The 17,290-nt window shown below is 62.2% G+C and carries 20 protein-coding genes and 1 tRNA gene; 13 read left to right on the forward strand and 8 right to left on the reverse strand.

The features are described from left to right. Nucleotides 1–2: 2 nt before the first annotated feature. From ddpX to VSR82_RS20255, 7 genes are all read left to right on the forward strand, one after another. Complete coding sequence (ddpX, locus tag VSR82_RS20225) at nt 3–566, forward strand: D-alanyl-D-alanine dipeptidase (RefSeq protein ID WP_018432803.1); 564 nt, start codon at nt 3–5, stop codon at nt 564–566. A 63-nt stretch (nt 567–629) separates the two neighbouring features. After that, the gene (locus VSR82_RS20230) at nt 630–2,237 is read left to right on the forward strand and encodes an ABC transporter substrate-binding protein (protein WP_429463046.1); all 1,608 of its coding nucleotides are present in this window, start codon (nt 630–632) and stop codon (nt 2,235–2,237) included. 55 nt (nt 2,238–2,292) lie between these two features. After that, nucleotides 2,293–3,363: an ABC transporter permease gene (locus VSR82_RS20235; RefSeq protein WP_368582554.1), complete on the forward strand. Its 1,071-nt coding sequence runs from the start codon at nt 2,293–2,295 to the stop codon at nt 3,361–3,363. A 64-nt stretch (nt 3,364–3,427) separates the two neighbouring features. Further along, nucleotides 3,428–4,342, forward strand: a complete 915-nt coding sequence (gene nikC, locus VSR82_RS20240; protein ID WP_410851060.1) for a nickel transporter permease — start codon at nt 3,428–3,430, stop codon at nt 4,340–4,342. Nucleotide 4,343: 1 nt separating this feature from the next. Next, entirely contained in the window at nt 4,344–5,222 is an 879-nt protein-coding gene (locus tag VSR82_RS20245; protein WP_429463045.1) for an ABC transporter ATP-binding protein, read from the forward strand. Beyond that, on the forward strand, nt 5,219–6,076 hold the full coding sequence (locus VSR82_RS20250; RefSeq protein ID WP_410842362.1) for an ABC transporter ATP-binding protein: 858 nt from the start codon (nt 5,219–5,221) through the stop codon (nt 6,074–6,076). Before VSR82_RS20245 ends, VSR82_RS20250 begins: the two co-directional genes overlap by 4 nt. A 149-nt stretch (nt 6,077–6,225) precedes the next feature. Next, nucleotides 6,226–6,519 carry a hypothetical protein gene (locus VSR82_RS20255; RefSeq protein WP_498858011.1) on the forward strand — a complete coding sequence of 98 codons (294 nt, stop codon included), beginning with the start codon at nt 6,226–6,228 and terminating at the stop codon, nt 6,517–6,519. A gap of 549 nt (nt 6,520–7,068) precedes the next feature. Here the strand turns inward: VSR82_RS20255 and VSR82_RS20260 are convergent. The 3 genes from VSR82_RS20260 to VSR82_RS20270 all read right to left on the reverse strand — a co-directional run bounded on the left by VSR82_RS20260 (nt 7,069) and on the right by VSR82_RS20270 (nt 8,932). Next, the gene (locus VSR82_RS20260; RefSeq protein ID WP_410842360.1) at nt 7,069–7,440 is read right to left on the reverse strand and encodes a hypothetical protein; all 372 of its coding nucleotides are present in this window, start codon (nt 7,438–7,440) and stop codon (nt 7,069–7,071) included. Nucleotides 7,441–7,595: 155 nt separating this feature from the next. Then, complete coding sequence (locus tag VSR82_RS20265) at nt 7,596–7,829, reverse strand: hypothetical protein (RefSeq protein ID WP_429463043.1); 234 nt, start codon at nt 7,827–7,829, stop codon at nt 7,596–7,598. Between the two features lie 719 nt (nt 7,830–8,548). Further along, a complete protein-coding gene (locus VSR82_RS20270) occupies nt 8,549–8,932 on the reverse strand; it encodes a hypothetical protein (RefSeq protein ID WP_013093386.1) in 384 nt (127 codons plus the stop codon). Between the two features lie 247 nt (nt 8,933–9,179). Here VSR82_RS20270 and VSR82_RS20275 point away from each other — a divergent pair, with 247 nt between their 5' ends. The 4 genes from VSR82_RS20275 (at nt 9,180) to VSR82_RS20290 (ending at nt 10,870) form a co-directional block, all read left to right on the forward strand. Continuing rightward, complete coding sequence (locus VSR82_RS20275) at nt 9,180–9,620, forward strand: Hsp20/alpha crystallin family protein (protein ID WP_429463042.1); 441 nt, start codon at nt 9,180–9,182, stop codon at nt 9,618–9,620. A 15-nt stretch (nt 9,621–9,635) separates the two neighbouring features. Next, a complete protein-coding gene (locus VSR82_RS20280) occupies nt 9,636–10,043 on the forward strand; it encodes an Hsp20/alpha crystallin family protein (RefSeq protein ID WP_429463041.1) in 408 nt (135 codons plus the stop codon). 148 nt (nt 10,044–10,191) lie between these two features. Beyond that, nucleotides 10,192–10,755: an Hsp20/alpha crystallin family protein gene (locus VSR82_RS20285; RefSeq protein WP_410851017.1), complete on the forward strand. Its 564-nt coding sequence runs from the start codon at nt 10,192–10,194 to the stop codon at nt 10,753–10,755. Nucleotides 10,756–10,797: 42 nt separating this feature from the next. Next, nucleotides 10,798–10,870 (forward strand) — tRNA-Lys (locus VSR82_RS20290). 63 nt (nt 10,871–10,933) lie between these two features. Here the strand turns inward: VSR82_RS20290 and groL are convergent. From groL to VSR82_RS20305, 3 genes are all read right to left on the reverse strand, one after another. After that, nucleotides 10,934–12,556 (reverse strand): chaperonin GroEL, encoded by a 1,623-nt coding sequence (groL, locus tag VSR82_RS20295; protein ID WP_429463040.1) that lies wholly within the window; start codon nt 12,554–12,556, stop codon nt 10,934–10,936. 76 nt (nt 12,557–12,632) lie between these two features. Next, a complete protein-coding gene (locus VSR82_RS20300) occupies nt 12,633–12,950 on the reverse strand; it encodes a co-chaperone GroES (protein WP_026228167.1) in 318 nt (105 codons plus the stop codon). Nucleotides 12,951–13,119: 169 nt separating this feature from the next. Then, nucleotides 13,120–13,758: a diguanylate cyclase gene (locus tag VSR82_RS20305; RefSeq protein WP_429463039.1), complete on the reverse strand. Its 639-nt coding sequence runs from the start codon at nt 13,756–13,758 to the stop codon at nt 13,120–13,122. Between the two features lie 233 nt (nt 13,759–13,991). On the opposite strand from VSR82_RS20305, the gene VSR82_RS20310 reads away from it, so the two are divergent. Next, nucleotides 13,992–14,234 carry a hypothetical protein gene (locus VSR82_RS20310; protein ID WP_152854338.1) on the forward strand — a complete coding sequence of 81 codons (243 nt, stop codon included), beginning with the start codon at nt 13,992–13,994 and terminating at the stop codon, nt 14,232–14,234. A 133-nt stretch (nt 14,235–14,367) separates the two neighbouring features. After that, nucleotides 14,368–14,865, forward strand: a complete 498-nt coding sequence (locus tag VSR82_RS20315) for a hypothetical protein (RefSeq protein ID WP_429463038.1) — start codon at nt 14,368–14,370, stop codon at nt 14,863–14,865. A gap of 296 nt (nt 14,866–15,161) precedes the next feature. Here the strand turns inward: VSR82_RS20315 and VSR82_RS20320 are convergent, their stop codons facing one another. Both VSR82_RS20320 and VSR82_RS20325 read right to left on the reverse strand, forming a co-directional pair. Beyond that, complete coding sequence (locus tag VSR82_RS20320) at nt 15,162–16,193, reverse strand: AI-2E family transporter (protein WP_368582565.1); 1,032 nt, start codon at nt 16,191–16,193, stop codon at nt 15,162–15,164. Nucleotides 16,194–16,240: 47 nt separating this feature from the next. Continuing rightward, nucleotides 16,241–16,912 (reverse strand): DedA family protein, encoded by a 672-nt coding sequence (locus VSR82_RS20325; protein WP_368582566.1) that lies wholly within the window; start codon nt 16,910–16,912, stop codon nt 16,241–16,243. Nucleotides 16,913–17,290: the final 378 nt, after the last annotated feature.

Here is a 17,290-nt window from a genome sequence, read left to right on the forward strand (position 1 = left end):
CCATGACACAACCGCGACTCATCGAAATCACCGCCGCCACGCATGGCGTGGACATCGACCTCGTCTATGCCACCGAGCGCAACTTGACAGGCAAGCCCATCTACAAGGAAGCTCACTGCCTGCTGCTCGAACCCGCGGAAGCCGCTTTGCGCGAGGCAGTAGAGATTGCCCGCAACGCCGGCTTGACCGTGCGGATTTTCGATGCGTACCGTCCGCCCCAGGCGCAACAGGTGCTGTGGGATTTTCTGCCCGATCCGACCTACATCGCTGAGCTTGGCCGTGGTTCGAACCATAGCCGCGGCACGGCGATCGATCTGACGCTGCTCGACGCTGACGGCAACGAACTCGACATGGGCACAGGCTTCGACGCGATGACGATCGAGTCCGAACACTTCCATACTGGCCTGCCAGCGCATGTGCAGCGCAACCGCGTGTTACTGCTCGGCATCATGCACGCAGCCGGCTTCATCCACATCAAGAGCGAATGGTGGCATTACGAGTTGCCTGGCTCCCGCGCGCTGCCGTTGATAGACAACAGCGAAAGCGGTCCGTTGCGTCTCATGTAGTGGCGTTCGATTTCTCCATCCGTTGTTCCCTGACAGGCTCTACCCATTCCTTATGGAGCGGCAATGAAACTGGTATTGCGCAATGCACTGACGGCGGCGGTGATCTCCTCCGCCTTGACCTTGTCGTTCACAGCCGCCGTCCCCGCTGCGGCGGCGACGCCGAAAGACATGTTCGTTATGGCCACGCTCCTCGACGAATTCACCACTCTCGATCCGGGCGAAATCTACGAACTGGTGCCGGAAGAATATGTGGCGAATACGTATGACCGGCTAGTGCGCGTCGATCTGAAAGACCCGTCGAAATTCAACGGCGATGTCGCACAATCATGGACCGTGAGCCCCGACGGCCTGACCTTCACGTTCAAGATCCGTCCAGGTCTCAGGTTCCACTCGGGCAACGCGTTGAGCGCCGACGACGTCGCGTGGTCGATCCAGCGCACCGTCCTCCTCGATAAAGGCGCGGCGGCCGTGCTGCAAGGCATCGGTTTGACCAAAGACAACGTGCTGGCCAACGTGAAGAAGGTCGACGACACAACCGTCAGTGTGACGACCGACCAGAAATACGCGCCGACGTTTGTGCTGAACGTACTCGGTTCGTGGCCTGCGTCGGTGGTGGACAGGCAGTTGCTGCTCACGCACCAGAAAGGCACTGACTTCGGCAACGAATGGCTGCGCACGAACGAGGCCGGCTCTGGCGCCTACAAGCTCGTCAAATGGACTGCCAACGACAGCATCGTCCTGCAGCGCTTCGACGGTTATCGCGTACCGCTCGCGATGAAGCGGATCGTGTTGCGTCACGTGCCGGAAGCGTCGAGCCAGCGCCTGCTGCTCGAGAACGGTGACGTCGATGTGGCGCGCAACCTCAGTCCTGATGATCTCGTCGCGCTGACGAAGTCCGGCAAGGCGCATGTGAGCGCGGTGCCGCAAGCGACGCTTCTATACCTCGGCCTGAACGTCAAGAATCCGAATCTGGTCAAACCGGAAGTCCAGCAAGCGATGAAGTGGCTGATCGACTACAACGGGATTCAGAGCAACGTCGCCAAAACCACCTACAAGGTGCACGAAACCTTCCTCCCCGAAGGTTTCCTCGGCGCGCTGAATACCGACCCCTACCAGCAGAACGTCGCCAAGGCCAAGGAACTGCTGGCAAAGGCCGGGCTTCCGAACGGCTTTTCCGTGACGATGGACGTGCGTAACGGCTACCCGTACGGCGAAATCGCCGAGGCAGTGCAGGCGAACCTTGCCCAAGGCGGCATCAAGGTACAGATCATCCCCGGCGACAACAAGCAGACGCTAGCCAAATACCGCTCGCGCTCGCATGACATTTATATCGGCGAATGGTCGGCCGATTACATCGACCCGCACAGCAATGCCCAGGGATTCACCTGGAATCCCGACAATTCCGAGAAGTCGGCCTATAAGATGCTCGCGTGGCGCAACTCATGGGACATCCCTGGCCTGACGAAGGAAACCAACGCGGCGCTCGCCGAATCGTCGACGGCGAAGCGCGCCGAGCTGTACCAGACCATGCAGAAGCAGGTGCTCGCGAGCTCCCCCTTCGTGATCATGTTCCAGCAGGTCTCGCAGGTGGCCGCACGACCGGGCGTAACGGGTCTCGAGGTGGGTCCGATCAACGACCTCGTGTCGTATCGTGATCTGAAGAAGCAGTAACGTTTGCGGTGGAGGCGAGACTGTCCGGGCTTCGCCTTCGACCGAGGAACTTACCATGTCCACTCGCCTCACGACTTTCGAGCGCATGCGCGCGCTTTCGGTTGAAAGCGCCAGCGTGCGCTGGACCTTGCGCCTCGTGCGCTGGATCGTCACTCTCGTCATCACCTTCGCCGGGTTGCTGGCGGTCACGTTCGTGATCGGCCGCAAAATACCGATCGATCCGGTGCTGGCGATTCTCGGCGATCGCGCGTCAGCCGCAGCCTACGCGGCGGCGCGTCTTCAACTCGGGCTCGACGCGCCGCTCGCAGTGCAGTTCCTGATCTACGTGCGCGATGTGCTGCATGGCAATTTCGGTATGTCGCTGCTGACCGCGCATCCTGTGATCGAAGACATCCGGCGGGTGTTTCCTGCAACGCTCGAACTCGCGACCCTGTCGACCATCATCGGCGTGCTGATCGGCGTGCCGCTGGGCGTGATCGCCGCCGTGCGCCATAACCGTTGGATCGATCACGTCGCGCGCTTCGTCGGCCTCGTCGGCAGTTCCGTGCCGGTGTTCTGGCTCGGGTTGATGGGCCTGCTGCTGTTCTACGCGAAGCTGCATTGGGTGGCGGGGCCGGGACGCGTCGATCCGGTATTCGACGGCATGGTCGATACGCGCACAGGCAGTCTGCTGATCGACTCGCTCATCGCCGGCGAATGGGATGTGTTCTTCAATGCGTTCTCGCATATCGCGCTGCCCGCGGCCATTCTCGGCTACTACTCGGTCGCCTATCTGAGCCGCATGACGCGTTCGTTCATGCTCGATCAACTCAGCCAGGAGTACATCACCACGGCGCGCGCGAAAGGCCTGCCCGAGCGCCGGGTGGTCTGGCGCCACGCGTTCGGTAATATCGCCGTGCCGCTTCTGACCGTGATCGCGCTCACGTACAGCTATCTGCTCGAAGGCTCGGTGCTGACCGAAATCGTCTTCGCCTGGCCCGGTATCGGTTCGTACCTGACGGGCGCCCTCCTGAACGCCGATATGAACGCCGTGCTCGGCAGCACGCTCGTGATCGGCGTCACGTTTATCGCGCTCAACCTGTTGACCGACGCGCTCTATCGCGTGTTCGATCCACGCGCCCGCTGACATTGCGGAGGTCTCTTTCGTGCGTCCCCCTACCGATGAATCGATGCAAACGCAGGACTGGCCGATGAATGCCGCGCCCCGACGATGGAAAGACTGGCTGCTGAGCGACACGCCCGCGTCACGCAAGCAGGCCGCGCTTGGCCTCGCTTACCGGCGCTGGCGACGCTTCTCGGGTAATCCGCTGTCGGTCTTCGGCCTCGTGATTCTGACCTTGCTGATCATCATTGCAGCAATCGGGCCGCTAATGTCACCGCACGATCCGCTGCAGCAAGTCCTCTCCGACCGCCTGCTGCCGCCGGGTTCGCCATCGCACTGGTTCGGCACCGACCAGCTTGGCCGGGACATCCTCTCGCGTCTGATCTACGGCTCACGCCTCACGCTCTCGATCGCGATTCTCGTCGTGGTGATCGTGGTTCCGGTGGGGCTTTTGATCGGCACCACTGCCGGCTTCTTCGGCGGCTGGGCGGACCACGCGCTGATGCGGATCACCGACGTAGCACTCGCCTTTCCGAAGATCGTACTCGCGCTGGCTTTCGCGGCCGCCTTGGGGCCCGGTGTGATCAACGCGGTGATCGCCATTTCGATTACCGCGTGGCCGGCCTATGCCCGCCTCGCGCGGGCGGAAACGCTTCGGCTCGTGCAGGCCGATTTCATTCACGTCGCGCGCTTGCAGGGCGCCTCGCGCAAGCGCATTCTCCTGCTCTACATCATGCCGCTGTGCTCGTCGTCGGTGATCGTGCGCGCGACCCTCGATATGGCCGGCATCATTCTCACTGTCGCGGGCCTCGGGTTCCTCGGCCTCGGCGCACAACCGCCCAGCCCCGAGTGGGGTTTCATGGTCGCGTCGGGCCGCAACGTGCTGCTCGATTCGTGGTGGGTGGCCACTATTCCCGGCTTCGCCATTCTGCTGGTGAGTCTTGCCTTCAACCTGCTCGGCGACGGTCTGCGAGACGTCTTCGATCCGCGCCATGGAGGCTGACATGCCAATCGATATGGCCCAGCCTTTGTGTGAAATCGACGACCTGCGAATCGGCTTTCGCGGTCATGGCGGCGAATTGAGCGAAGCGGTGCGCGGCCTTTCGCTGACGCTGCGGCGCGGCGAGCGGCTTGGCATCGTCGGCGAATCCGGTTCCGGCAAGTCGCTGACCGGGCGCGCGCTGCTCGGCCTGCTTCCGCCTGAGGCGCAATGTCATGCGAAGGCGATGAAGTTCGACGGTCAGGATCTGCTTGCCATGCCGGCGCGCAAGCGCCGGCAACTGTGCGGCCAGCAGATGGGCATGATCCTGCAAGATCCGAAATACTCACTGAACCCGGTGATGACCGTCGCGCAGCAAATGCGCGAAGCGTTCGAACTGCACGGGTCGAAGTTCGGCCGCCGCGAGATACGCGAGAAAATCATCGAGGCACTGGCAGCGGTGCATATCCGCGATCCGGAGCGTGTCGCCGACTCCTACCCGCACGAGTTGTCGGGTGGCATGGGGCAGCGCGTGATGATCGCCATGATGGTGTCGTCCGGGCCGCGTCTGCTGATCGCCGATGAACCCACCAGCGCGCTCGACGTGCTCGTCTCGATGCAGGTCCTCGGGATTCTCGACGAGATGATCGCAAAGCATGACACTGGCCTCATTTTTATCAGCCACGACCTGCCCCTCGTCATGTCATTCTGCGACCGCGTCGTCGTGATGTTCGCGGGACGCGTCGTGGAAACCTGCGCGGCGCGCGATCTCGTCCACGCGCAGCATCCCTACACGCGTGCCCTGCTCGCGGCGAATCCTCCGCTTGTCGATCCACCCGAGCAACTGCCCGTGCTGAAGCGGGACGCGGCATGGCTCACGCAACCGGCAGGAGAATCAGCATGATCGATGTCGACGCTTTGACGGTGCGCTTCAAAACCAGGACCGGCCGCTTCGACGCGGTGCGCGCGGCGAGCTTTCATGTCGGAGAAGGTGAGGTGTTCGGACTGGTCGGCGAATCGGGTTCCGGCAAGTCGACGATCCTGCGCGCATTGACCGGTCTCGCGCCCGTCGCCGGGGGTCATATGAAAATCGGCTCGCACGTGCTCGGAGAAAAACTCGACCGCTCCTTCCGACGCGACGTGCAGATGGTGTTTCAGGACCCGTACGGCTCGCTGCATCCGCGCTTCACAATCGATCAGAGCTTGCGCGAGCCGCTGACCATCAACGGCATCGGCGGGCAGGAAGAACGCATTGTCGATGCGCTGCGCGAAGTCGGCTTGGGTCCGTCTTATCGTTTCCGCTATCCGCATCAGCTGTCCGGAGGGCAGCGGCAGCGCGTCGCAATTGCTCGGGCGCTGATCGTCGAACCGCGCGTGCTGCTGCTGGATGAGCCGACGTCCGCGCTCGATGTGTCCGTGCAAGCCGAAATCCTCAACCTGCTGAGACGGCTTCATCGCGAACGCAATTTGACGATGATGCTGGTGAGCCACAATCTGGCGGTGGTGGGCTTTCTCTGCTCGCGCGTCGCGGTCATGCGCCATGGTGAGATTGTCGAGCAACGCGATATCGCATCCATTCGCGCGCAGCAGATCGAGCACGAATACACGCGCAGCCTGCTGCTCGCGACCACGGGCTACCGGCGCAAGTCGGTCGCGGTAGACGGAGCGGACGCGCTGTCCGTTCAGTGCGCGCAGCCGCTGGTCGAGATCACGCATGAACGAGATGCCACACCGTGCCGCTCCAAGCTGATACGGTAGCGACGGCGGTCGGCGTGCACCGACAATGTTTAGCTCCACACCAGCGGCGCGGCGTGGCACGGCACGGCAAGCCGTATCGGCAGAGACTGGCCCGACTCAAATGCCGGCAGCCGGTCCCCGCCCTCGCGCCCCAGCAGAAACGAGCGGATATGAACGGTCTCCTGCTCAATGGCTCCACGCAAGCGAATCCACGTCTCGGATTCAGGAACCAGTTCGCGTGCAAATTGCGCCGACGTCCGGCGAAACGGCAGGCCCCCCTCACTGCCCCGCAGCTCGCCAACATGAAAGGGGCCGTCCCAGACGACCTCCGCCTCGGCGGCGACGTAGAGCAGGTCGCCGTGCTAGAAGTCTGCGAATACCAGGCCCGCGCGCGGGTCGACCAGCAGATTGCCAATCGTGCTGAGAAGCTTGTTGCCCGCGACAGTCGCGCGTGGTCAGCGTGACATCGTCGTCGACGCGCAGGAATCCGGGAAGGCCACCTCGGTGCCAGACGCCCACGCCGCGCGCGACGTCCGCGTCATCCGAGACATTAGCCGGGGCGATGAAGAACGTATCGGTGCGCCCGAAGAGCGCACGGCCTTCATCGGATAGTCGCGTGGCACGCCCTGGCACGACATGCACTGTTCGTTGCCAGAGCCCGATCGTGACAAACACGGCAACGGCCTGCCGCGCCGCAACACTCGCGGGCGGAGGCATTGGGGTGCTACCGGATTTCTCGACGTCGAACGATATCGCGGCGGGGACGCTGGTCCGTCTCCTGCCCTCGTGGTAACGCCAGATGCAGGTATCAGAGGTGTCTTCCCGCCCACCAGCCGTGTGCCAGCGAAGCCGTTAGCGCTGGTCGATGCACTGCGGCAGCGTGCGTAGCGTGGCAACGGCAGCCGCACGGCCGGCTTGCCTGCCCTCGCGCGCGATGGTCGGGACGCCGATCACGGATATGTGACTCTGGTCAGGCGCTGCCGAAAGGTGATGGTCGTGTGCTTCCCCTTGCCCTACCAGACGGGAAACACGACGTCCGGCTGCGGCGTAAATTGAATGCCCGAGTCAGGGCAGCTTACGCGTCCCTTGACTGCAACCCGCTGGTTCAGGTACGGCAGCAGCAGTGAGGGCGCTGCCTCGCCTCCGTCGGCAAGAGGGATGTCCGAGAGCACCTTGTCGTTGCAGGGGGAAGTGGAAGGTCGATCCAGCACTATCGTCGGATAGTCACCCAGCGCGTACTTCCCGCCCCCACGCTCCACTGTCCCGGTGATCCAGATGTCATGCTGCAGGGGCAACGTCGGCAGGGGGCTGGCCGACATGACGTTCTCTGACCATAACCCAGCGATCATGGCTGCTGGGACAAGGACACACAATCGTCTTTTCATGGCGCAAACCTCTTGACGTCCGAGTAACGCTCGCCTGCACGTCACTGCTTTCCTTCCACTTCCCTGATGCGGCTATTGAAACGATGCGAACGCAAATGAAGTTCCATCACGATCTCTTTGAAACTGCCTCCCTCTGCTCAGGTTTTACGCCGCCATCAGGCGGCCTGCGGGAAATCCGGCGGCGGTCGGTCGAATGGGCGCCGCTCGACCAGGTGAACTGCGTAGTCCTTCGCCTGCGCTTCGGCATCCTCACGCGCGGCCCAGCGTCTTAGACGCTGCGGCATGTGCCAGTCCACGCAGACCTCGCCGTCACGCGCGATCTGCACGAACGCAGCATAGCCGCCCGCCGAAGTTGCGTCCGCCTCTGGCCTGCCGTTGCCGTCATGCAAGGACCGTTCTGATACCAATCTCGTATCCGTTGCACTGCTCGATTTTTATCGTCTTCATCGGATCACCATGTCATCGCCTGGCTAAACGTCGCGCACGCCAGTGGCGCCAACGGCTAAGCGAGCGTGGCGCCCCTGTCCAATTCGCCGCTGTGGTGAAAGGCATCGGCGCCGCATGCTTTGTCAATCACTTTGCGCTAGCGCCTGCGTATGTGCGAGATCCACCGTCGGATCGTGGTTCGCATCGCGGTGACCTGTGCATCGAGCAAGCGACCAGCGCGTTCCCGAAGCGATCGTAGAACGTCGAGAACGGAGGCAGTCGTGCGGTTCAGATGCTCGAACAGATTGGAGTACGGGCGAGGGTGAAGGTCGCTCATTGTCTTCTCCTTATAGGCAGCAAGGAAGAGAACGGGCTTGCGCGCTCCAGTTCGCCTGCCATGCTGCGGGGCAAACAAATCGAAACACGCAGTGTGCAATTAGTGGATGATTCAGCACACTGCCTGAGCTGGATATAAACTAGTTTAACTAACTAAAAAATTCAAGTTCTTCAATGCTGCCGAGGCCTTGGTACTGCCGAGCTAAGGCGTCAGCCGCACAGCCTCGCAAAGATAGGTCGCAACGCGCGCCACACGGGAAATCGTCAGACTTTTGAGCATCTGAATCCGCGTGACCAGACACTGGCACACCCCGTAGTTAGGGGTTCCGCTTGCGAGCGTGCCGTGTCACTGGATTGGCGGCGCCGTACCGAGCTTTTCGGCGAGCATCCTCTCATACACGCCAAAGTGCAAATCCACTTCGGACTGTTCCACCGTCGTGACGATCAGGTTGATGTGGTCCGATGGGAGGCCAAGCACGCCAGCGATAAACGTCTCGAGTTGTGGCGCACATGCCTTGTCCTTCGCCACTGTTGTGCCAATCGTGACTTCGTAAATCTTCTCCTGGCGGCAGACGACTTCTACGAGGCGCGCGCGGGCGCTCATGTTGCTGTCGACCGCAATGCGTACGACCTCCACTGCCTTGCGCATGGCTTCCGTCGGGAAGCCCTTCGTCGAGCGCAGCCGCACGCGGTGCGGGCCCAGCGTCAACCAGTCTGTATCGAATTCCATGACCTCCTCCTGTGGTCAAACGGCCTCGTCCGCGATAATAGGACCGGCCTCAAAAAATTCAAGCGTGCCCCTGCACTCTTCCCTTGAAAAATCTGCCGCAGAGCCTATCTTAGGTTTCGCTCAGGCAGACGTGCGGTGCTCACGGGATCGTACGCTGCGTGTTTCGATTTATTTGCCAGACGCTGGCAGGCGAACCGGAGCGCGTAGGCTGGTTCACCTCGATGCGTCACCTGAGGAGAACTACATCATGAGCGATCTTTACTCTGGCACTGACCTCTTCAGCGAGTTCGACCGGCTGCAGCGGCAGATGGCAAACTTCTTCGGTACTTTCCCCTCCAGTCTTCGGGCAAGCCGCCTCGGCTCGCTCCCGCCCGTCAACATTGGCGCCACCGACGACTCGATTCACATCGTCGCGTTTGCACCCGGCGTCAATGCGGCCGAACTCGACATATCGATCGATAAAGGGCTGCTGACCATCAGCGGTGAGCGCAAGCCAGCGCGACCGGATACCGGCGAGGATGCCCGGGTCTATGCGCAGGAGCGCTTCACTGGCGCGTTCCGGCGGGTCATCGAGCTGCCGGAGAACGCAGATCCCGACAAGGTTGAGGCGCGCTACGAGAATGGCTGCCTGTCGATCGCTATCGGCAAGCGCGAATCGTCGAAGCCTCGCGCGATCACCGTCCAGTAATTCCAGGAGGCGAAAATGAGCGATACCACTGAACTGAGCAAGCGCGAACCGTCCGCGGTGACGCGCAGCGAAAGCGGGTCGTCCGCGCGGCGGATGACGATCACTCCCGCTGTCGATATCTACGAGGACGCCCAGGGCGTCACGTTGTGGGCGGACCTGCCGGGAGTCACCAAAGAGAAGCTCGATGTGCGGGTTCATGACGGCAATCTCACCATCGAGGCCGAGGCGGTCGTGCCGACACCGGCAAATCTGCGGCTGCAGCATGCCGAGATCCGTGAGCCACGCTTTGCGCGAACCTTCACGCTCTCCCCGGACTTCGATACGTCCAAGATCGAGGCAAGCCTGAAGGACGGCGTACTGAAGCTCACGATCCCGCGCCGCGACGAAGCGCGTCCGCGGCGGATCGAAGTGCGTACGGGCTGAAGTCGGCGCGTCGGCGGCAACGCCAGGAAGCACCCGAGGTGGCGGCGGCCTGGCTGCCACCCTCCGACAGCGCAGGCCCGGGTGCTGATCGCGCCGTGACGCAAGAACGCAATCCTGTTCGCTCTGACAGATCACAGAGGAGGAAACGATGAACAGCGATCCGAAGAAGTGGAACCCCTTCAAGTTCCTTCGCGGGACTGTGCGAAAGACCGATGCGGACAACCCGGAGAGCACGCCCGCCGGCGAACCGTGGCGTAGCGCATGGCCCGACATTCCGCGACTGTTCTCCCGCGAGCCGTGGCGCGCAGTGGAAGAGTTCTTTCACGACCCGTTTGCTGGCCGCGGCGCGCTGGAACGATGGTTCGGCGACTTCAGTTCATCGCGCTTCCAGCCGCGCATCGACGTTGTCGACGAGGGACCGGTGCTGCGCGTCACCGCAGAACTGCCCGGGATGGAGCGCGAAGACGTGAGGGCAAGCGTCGAGGACGGCGCGATCGTGCTGCGCGGTGAGAAAAAGCAGGACGTGCACAGTGAGGAAAACGGCTGCTATCGGCTGGAGCGTGCTCATGGACGCTTCGTACGCACGATCCCGATGCCGGAATACGCCGATCCCGGTCGCGCGCTTGCGAAATTCGACAATGGCGTGCTCACGTTGACCGTGCCGAAAACGGAGCCGGCCCCGTCCACGAGTCGCACGATCGATATCGGTTAGGGCGAGCGTCCGAAGCGCTATAACGGCGAAAAAGAGAGGATTGGGTCGTTAGCTCAGCTGGTAGAGCAGCGGACTTTTAATCCGTTGGTCACTGGTTCGAATCCAGTACGACCCACATTGCCATGAAGAAAATGCACCGGTCAGCCTCGCTGACCGGTGCGGAGCGGAACCGAAGCGGTTAATACTCCAGTTCCGGCGCGCTCGCCTGCGCCGGCTTTTCGTCCTTCGGCGCTTCAGCCACTGTTGCATCCGTCGTCAGGATCAGTCCGGCAATCGACGCGGCGTTCTGCAGCGCCGTGCGCGCAACCTTCGTGGGGTCGACCACTCCCGCCTCGACGAGATCGCCGAACTCGCCAGTGGCCGCGTTGTAGCCGAAGTTGCCCTTGCCTTCCAGCACCTTGGCGATGACCACGGAAGGCTCATCGCCAGCGTTCGAGGCGATGACGCGCATTGGCGCTTCGAGTGCGCGCAGCACGATTTGAATGCCCGCGTCCTGATCACTGTTGAGGCCTTTGAGGCTCGTCACGGCCGAACGCGCGCGCAAAAGCGCCACGCCACCTCCCGGCACGATGCCTTCTTCCACTGCCGCGCGGGTCGCGTGCAGCGCGTCGTCGACGCGGTCTTTCTTTTCCTTCATCTCAACCTCGGTCGCCGCCCCGACCTTGATCACGGCCACGCCGCCTGCGAGCTTTGCCACGCGCTCCTGCAGTTTCTCCCGATCGTAGTCACTAGTCGCTTCCTCGATCTGCGCACGGATCGACTTCACGCGTGCCTCGATGCGCTTTTCGTCGCCTGCGCCGTCGATGATGATCGTGTCGCCCTTGCGAACTTCCACGCGCTTGGCGCGCCCCAGGTCCTCGAGTGTTGCGTTCTGAAGTTGCTTGCCCGTCTCTTCGGAGATTACGGTCGCGCCGGTGAGCACGGCGATGTCCTCGAGCATGGCCTTGCGGCGATCGCCGAAGCCGGGGGCCTTGACGGCCGCAACTTTCAGGATGCCGCGCATTGCGTTGACCACCAGCGTGGCCAGTGCTTCACCGTCGATATCTTCCGCGACAATCAGCAGCGGTTTGCCGGCCTTCGAAGTCGCTTCGAGAGCCGGCAGCAGGTCCCGGATACTCGAGATCTTCTTGTCGTGCAGCAGGATCAATGCGTCGTCGAGATACGCGGCCTGTTTTTCCGGATCGTTGATGAAGTAGGGGCTCACGTAGCCGCGGTCGAACTGCATGCCTTCGACCACATCCAGTTCATTGTCGAGCGACTTGCCGTCTTCGACGGTGATCACGCCTTCCTTGCCGACTTTTTCCATCGCGTCCGCGATGATCTTGCCGATCGCCTCGTCGGAATTCGCCGAGATCGAACCTACCTGCGCGATCTCCCTGTTGGTGGAAATCGGCTTCGACAGATTGCGCAGTTCGTCGAGCACTGCGGCCACAGCCTTGTCGATGCCGCGCTTGAGATCCATCGGGTTCATGCCAGCGGCAACGTGCTTCATGCCTTCCTGCACGATGGCCTGCGCCAGCACCGTGGCGGTGGTAGTGCCGTCGCCAGCCACGTCAGCGGTCTTCGAGGCGACCTGTTTGACCACCTGCGCTCCCATGTTCTCGAAGCGGTCCTTCAGTTCAATTTCCTTTGCGACCGACACACCGTCTTTCGTGATGGTCGGCGCGCCGAAGCTGCGCTCGATCAGCACGTTGCGTCCTTTGGGTCCGAGCGTGACCTTGACGGCATCGGCGAGGACATTCACGCCCTTGACGATACGGGCACGAGCGCTGTCGTGAAATTTGACGTCTTTTGCACTCATGTTCTTGCTCCTAGTAAAGTCGTTGACTAAACGCGTCGCGAACAGCCGGTCGGGTGTCCGCGACCGGAACGCGGTTTCAGGCGGCCTTTCGGGCGGCGCCCGCGTCGGCCTCGAGGACTCCCATGACGTCTTCCTCGCGCATCACGAGCAACTCCTCGCCGTCGACCTTGACGGTCTGGCCTGCGTATTTGCCGAACAGCACGTGATCACCGACTTTCAGCTGGAGCGCGCGCAGCGTTCCATCCTGCAGCAGCCGGCCGCTGCCGACTGCGACCACTTCGCCTTGTTCTGGTTTTTCTGCCGCTGAATCGGGAATCACGATGCCCGAAGCCGTCGTCCGCTGCGTTTCGATTCGCTTGACGATAACCCGGTCGTAGAGGGGACGAATCTGCATTTCCATCTCCTGAGCGATTAAAGGATCACCAATAAGGGAATCCGGCTGCGGGGATCCGGGCGCGTAGTTCGCCGCGGTGCAGCCGAGCCAATGTCTGGCGGAAAGCGAAATAGAGGCGCCAATGCCGCGCTTCAAGGGGCGTGAAAATGTCTATTTGTAACAGAATATTTCAACGCGGCAGCAGCAGGCGCTGCACCTTGCCGAGGCGATAAACCGTGCGGCCGCGCCGATCCCGGCGGGGGGGTTCAGGCAGCACCGGACAGGGCGGCTGGCGTCCACCATCCGCATCGAGGGTGTCGTCGGGTTCGTTGAGCGTGCCCCATAGGCCGCCCTTGACCGGGCGGAAGAGCCAGCGCAGGTAGCCGCTGTGCGCGGCAAGACGCATCAGCGCGTCGCGGTCTGTATCGTCGCTGACAAGCTGCGGGTCGCGGGCCCCGTGCTCGGGATAGTTTCCGAACGCCTGACGGCAAGCGAGCGCCTCGGCCTCGCTGGCACCGATCACGTTGCAGCCTCGTCGCTCGACGCGCTCGACTTCCCACGCGCCGGATTGCCAGGCGGCATCCAGCAGCATGGCGTCCACGGTCTCAAAGCTGTGCCACGGTGCGTCGAAGCGAAAGGCCGACCCCGGAACCGGTCGTCGCGGGATCTCGATGCCGGGCAGGACAAGCGGCGTCGCTCGCCGGAATCCGTGCCAGTGGAGTATCGCAAAAAGCGGGGTATTCACCTGAGCCACCGCCGTGACGGTGACGGCAAAGAGCGGCAGACGCACGGTGTCGATCTGCTCCTGAAGCCTGTCGAAAAGTTCCATGAAGCCTCCCGGATGACATGTTGCAGGGCCTCTTGAAATTTGCGTTCCTTGCGCTATTTTATCCATCGCTCAGGCAGTCGCGACCAAGCGTTGCGTGTTTCGATCTGTTTGTCGGTGGGGCATCCCACGGGCAGGCGAACTGGAGCGCGTGGTCAGGTTCGCGCTTCGTGAGATGCTGCATATCCCGAATCATCTGTGTCGCCTGAGGTACAACACTCTGCCGGAGGTGTGATATGCAAGCGGAGAACATGATGGAGTATCACGGCTGTGAGATCAGGCCGGTGGTTACGGCCACCGAGAAGGGTCGCTACGCAGCGACGGCCGTCATCACCGATCGGGCAGGCGAGATACGCACGCTCGGCGTTGATGGAGACTTCTCCAACGTGGAGGAGGCGCGCGATGAAGCGCTGGAGCTTGCGGTCGCCTGGATCCATGGACGCTCGGTCGTTTCGGAACGGTATGTCCGACGGACCTAAAGAGCACCGACCCGATGCCAGCCGCCGAGAAGCGAAGCGGGTACCGTGCGGCACGCCCGCACCGCCCGCCTCGCCTCTTGCAGTTTCGCCCTGGTCCGGTTGGGCCAACGTCGCCGCCCAAGGAAAAAGAACGATGGAGACTACAGTCATCGATCCAGCCGAAGACGCGTTCTACGACCACATACGGCTGCTGCTTTTCAGTGCCGACCTACCGGTTCATAGGCTGGAGGCCGACATAGAAGATATCGGACGCTTCACCGCGCCGGATGTGCGCTCGCCGCATCTGCGGCTGGTACAGGCCTTGCCGCCGCTTACACCTGCTGCTGAAGCAATCGTGCGCGCGATGATCCGCACATACGGCATGGAGTTGTTCGGGCGCGGCAGCGCGAATTCGGCTCTGCGCGCCGTAATCAAGGCTGGACCAGTCAAGTTCGGACGAACCGCCTTGATGCTGGGACCAGACGCTCCCGTGCCGAAACGTGCCCGTCTGCTTGCCGAAGAATTTAACCGGATATTCGAGCGCTATCCCGAGAGCGGTTTCAGCGAGGCCCGATCCCTTCTCTCGGCGATCGGGCTGCCAGTCGGCCGCGATGTGAATTCGCTGGTGCCTCGCTCGCTCCAGCGCAACTAGCACAGGTGTCGTAGGGTCGAATTCCCCTCGTTGGGAACCTTCATCGCGTCCTCCCAAAACTCTCGGCCATCCCGAACTGTATGCGCATCACGCGATAAAGACGCTTGGCATTAATGGAGTGGCGCACTGGCTCGCCCGCTCGCTGCAGGGTCGAGCAAGTGTTACCGCCACATTGAACGCGCCACACCGAGAACGTCGCAAACCTGCTTCACTGGTATTGAACCGGTCGTCGCACGCGGACTCGTCAAGCTTCCCCCCCGGGGCAATCGAGCGCTTCGTCGCGTCGCCTCAACATGTTAGTCATCGTTCGTCAGGAGAGCCGCGAAACGACGTGTCGATTCGAACGCCGAAAGCGCGATGACCAGGCCGACAGTGATCGGCACTGCGAGGAAGGCCCCCCCGATGCCCCAGATCGACGACCAAACTGCCAGACTGATCAGGATTATCGCGGGGCTCAGGTTCAGTGAGCCGCCCATCAGCCATGGATCGAGAAGATGGCCGACTATGAAGTTCGCGAGCGTGAGCGAGATGAACAGCACGATTGCCGCGTTCCACTGGCCGAACTGCAGCGCCGCGAGCAGCGTCGGCACCGCGACCGAAATCCATGAGCCCGCATACGGGATGAAGTTCAGCAGGCCAATCAGCACCGCCCAAAGCTCTGCGAATTCGAGTCCGACGAGCCACATGCAGATCCAACTCGCGATGCCAAGGATTGCGCCGAGCAGGGTCTTCATGGCGAGATAGATGCCGATTTTTGAGTTGATCTCGTCGATTACCGACACGATGCGCGCCGAGCCGCCCGCGAAGTTCACCAGCTTGCGGCGATATTTCGCGTGCTCGATGAGGAAGAACGTAGCATAAAGCAGCACGACGATGATCGCCGCGAAGAGCGACGACACCGACGACAGAGTAGCGGTCATGATCGCCTGCACGTTGACGCTCGCTAACAGATCGCGACGTATCGCAGCCCAGTTCGCCTCCGTTTCGATGTGCAGAAGCGCAGCGAATTTGGTAAGCAGTATGAGCAACGTCGCCTCGTACTTCGGCGCGACGGCCATCAGCCGGTCCCTGTCGGACAGCAGTAGGCTGACCGACAGGTAGACCGTGAAGAGCATCAGCGTCGCAGCGATTGCGTGGCGCGGGCCTTCCCGCAGGCGTGCACCGACGTAGGGAAAGCTGCGCAGCAGATTGGCGAGGCCGAAGACCACGTAAGTCGCGATGATGCCGAACGCAATTGGCACCAGCACGGGGCGCCCGACATACAGTCCCCACCCGAACAGTGTGGCGAGTATGGCCGCGCACGTGCATTTCAGCAGACCCTGATTCATGCGTTTCCTCGCGAGCAGCGCTGCTTGCTGGGTTGTGGGTGGGCGCCTCAGTCGCAGCGGGATCTTTCGTCGGGTAGCATCGAATCGCCGATACGGCGCTTGTGCCGTCCTCGCCACAACAGGCTAACGACGAGCGCGACGCCCCCCACGCCGATCACGATCGCCATCGCAGCCGGCAGATGCGAGCGCACCCATGGCACGTTGCCGAAAAAATAACCGGGCCCCGCGAGTGAGCATATCCAGATCACAGCGCCACCGGTCGCGAATCGCACGAAGCGGCGAAACGGCATCTTCAACGCGCCGGCGAGCGCGGGCGCGACCGCGCGGACGATTGCGATGAACGGAGAGTACAGCAGCAGCGCGGCGCCGTGACGTGCATAGAGCGCGCGAGTTCGCGCACTTACCTTGTCGATCCAGCCACTGCGCTTCGGTTTCCATACCGAGGCGACGGCACGTGCCAGCGCATAGTTGAACACTGTTCCTCCAATCGCGGCGGCGACCAGCAACGGCGCGAGCCACAGAGGCTGCAGCACACCGACGGCAGCGAGTGCCCCGGACATGAACAGCAGCATGTCCGCGGGCAGAATGACGAGCGGCAGTACGCCGACACTGCCGAAGACGATCGCCCCGATGATTGCGTAGGCCAACGGTCCATGCTGGACCAGCAGCGTTTCGAGGTCCTGTTCCAGTTGCAAGAGGAATTGGATGAACATCGCCATACGGGCCGGCCACGTGAGCGCTCGTCGAGAGGAAAGTATAGCGACAAGCGCGCGGCAGTCCCGCTCAATGAGCTAGTCGGGCGCAATCGCGTTGGGCATCATGACGTCGCGAGCAGCCGGATCGCGCCGTTTCGCGTACCGAGTGCGGGGACTGGGGGCGCCTGGGTGCCCCACCGCCTGCGGCAAGGCTCTGCTAGCGTGCACACGGCTGGCTTCTCGCGCTGGACATGCCTGCTCGATCTCGTTGAGTTAGAGATTGAATGCTCTGGCTCGCCTTCAGACGCGCTTGACGTGCACGGAAGCCGATTAGCCTGACGCCAGTCGGCGTGCGGCATGGGCCATGACCGTGAACGGGCGGCGGACGCATGTCGTGTTGTT

This window comes from Burkholderia sp. JPY481 (assembly GCF_038900515.1).
In the GTDB taxonomy this organism is placed as follows: Bacteria; Pseudomonadota; Gammaproteobacteria; order Burkholderiales; family Burkholderiaceae; genus Paraburkholderia; species Paraburkholderia youngii.

What these genes read in the sequence shown, in the direction of transcription:
- ddpX (WP_018432803.1), top strand. Translation starts at nt 3, where the DNA reads ATGACACAACCGCGACTCATCGAAATCACCGCCGCCACGCATGGCGTG.
- VSR82_RS20230 (WP_429463046.1), top strand. Translation starts at nt 630, where the DNA reads ATGAAACTGGTATTGCGCAATGCACTGACGGCGGCGGTGATCTCCTCC.
- VSR82_RS20235 (WP_368582554.1), top strand. Translation starts at nt 2,293, where the DNA reads ATGTCCACTCGCCTCACGACTTTCGAGCGCATGCGCGCGCTTTCGGTT.
- nikC (WP_410851060.1), top strand. Translation starts at nt 3,428, where the DNA reads ATGAATGCCGCGCCCCGACGATGGAAAGACTGGCTGCTGAGCGACACG.
- VSR82_RS20245 (WP_429463045.1), top strand. Translation starts at nt 4,344, where the DNA reads ATGCCAATCGATATGGCCCAGCCTTTGTGTGAAATCGACGACCTGCGA.
- VSR82_RS20250 (WP_410842362.1), top strand. Translation starts at nt 5,219, where the DNA reads ATGATCGATGTCGACGCTTTGACGGTGCGCTTCAAAACCAGGACCGGC.
- VSR82_RS20255 (WP_498858011.1), top strand. Translation starts at nt 6,226, where the DNA reads ATGAACGGTCTCCTGCTCAATGGCTCCACGCAAGCGAATCCACGTCTC.
- VSR82_RS20260 (WP_410842360.1), bottom strand. Translation starts at nt 7,440, where the DNA reads ATGAAAAGACGATTGTGTGTCCTTGTCCCAGCAGCCATGATCGCTGGG.
- VSR82_RS20270 (WP_013093386.1), bottom strand. Translation starts at nt 8,932, where the DNA reads ATGGAATTCGATACAGACTGGTTGACGCTGGGCCCGCACCGCGTGCGG.
- VSR82_RS20275 (WP_429463042.1), top strand. Translation starts at nt 9,180, where the DNA reads ATGAGCGATCTTTACTCTGGCACTGACCTCTTCAGCGAGTTCGACCGG.
- VSR82_RS20280 (WP_429463041.1), top strand. Translation starts at nt 9,636, where the DNA reads ATGAGCGATACCACTGAACTGAGCAAGCGCGAACCGTCCGCGGTGACG.
- VSR82_RS20285 (WP_410851017.1), top strand. Translation starts at nt 10,192, where the DNA reads ATGAACAGCGATCCGAAGAAGTGGAACCCCTTCAAGTTCCTTCGCGGG.
- groL (WP_429463040.1), bottom strand. Translation starts at nt 12,556, where the DNA reads ATGAGTGCAAAAGACGTCAAATTTCACGACAGCGCTCGTGCCCGTATC.
- VSR82_RS20300 (WP_026228167.1), bottom strand. Translation starts at nt 12,950, where the DNA reads ATGCAGATTCGTCCCCTCTACGACCGGGTTATCGTCAAGCGAATCGAA.
- VSR82_RS20305 (WP_429463039.1), bottom strand. Translation starts at nt 13,758, where the DNA reads ATGGAACTTTTCGACAGGCTTCAGGAGCAGATCGACACCGTGCGTCTG.
- VSR82_RS20310 (WP_152854338.1), top strand. Translation starts at nt 13,992, where the DNA reads ATGCAAGCGGAGAACATGATGGAGTATCACGGCTGTGAGATCAGGCCG.
- VSR82_RS20315 (WP_429463038.1), top strand. Translation starts at nt 14,368, where the DNA reads ATGGAGACTACAGTCATCGATCCAGCCGAAGACGCGTTCTACGACCAC.
- VSR82_RS20320 (WP_368582565.1), bottom strand. Translation starts at nt 16,193, where the DNA reads ATGAATCAGGGTCTGCTGAAATGCACGTGCGCGGCCATACTCGCCACA.
- VSR82_RS20325 (WP_368582566.1), bottom strand. Translation starts at nt 16,912, where the DNA reads ATGGCGATGTTCATCCAATTCCTCTTGCAACTGGAACAGGACCTCGAA.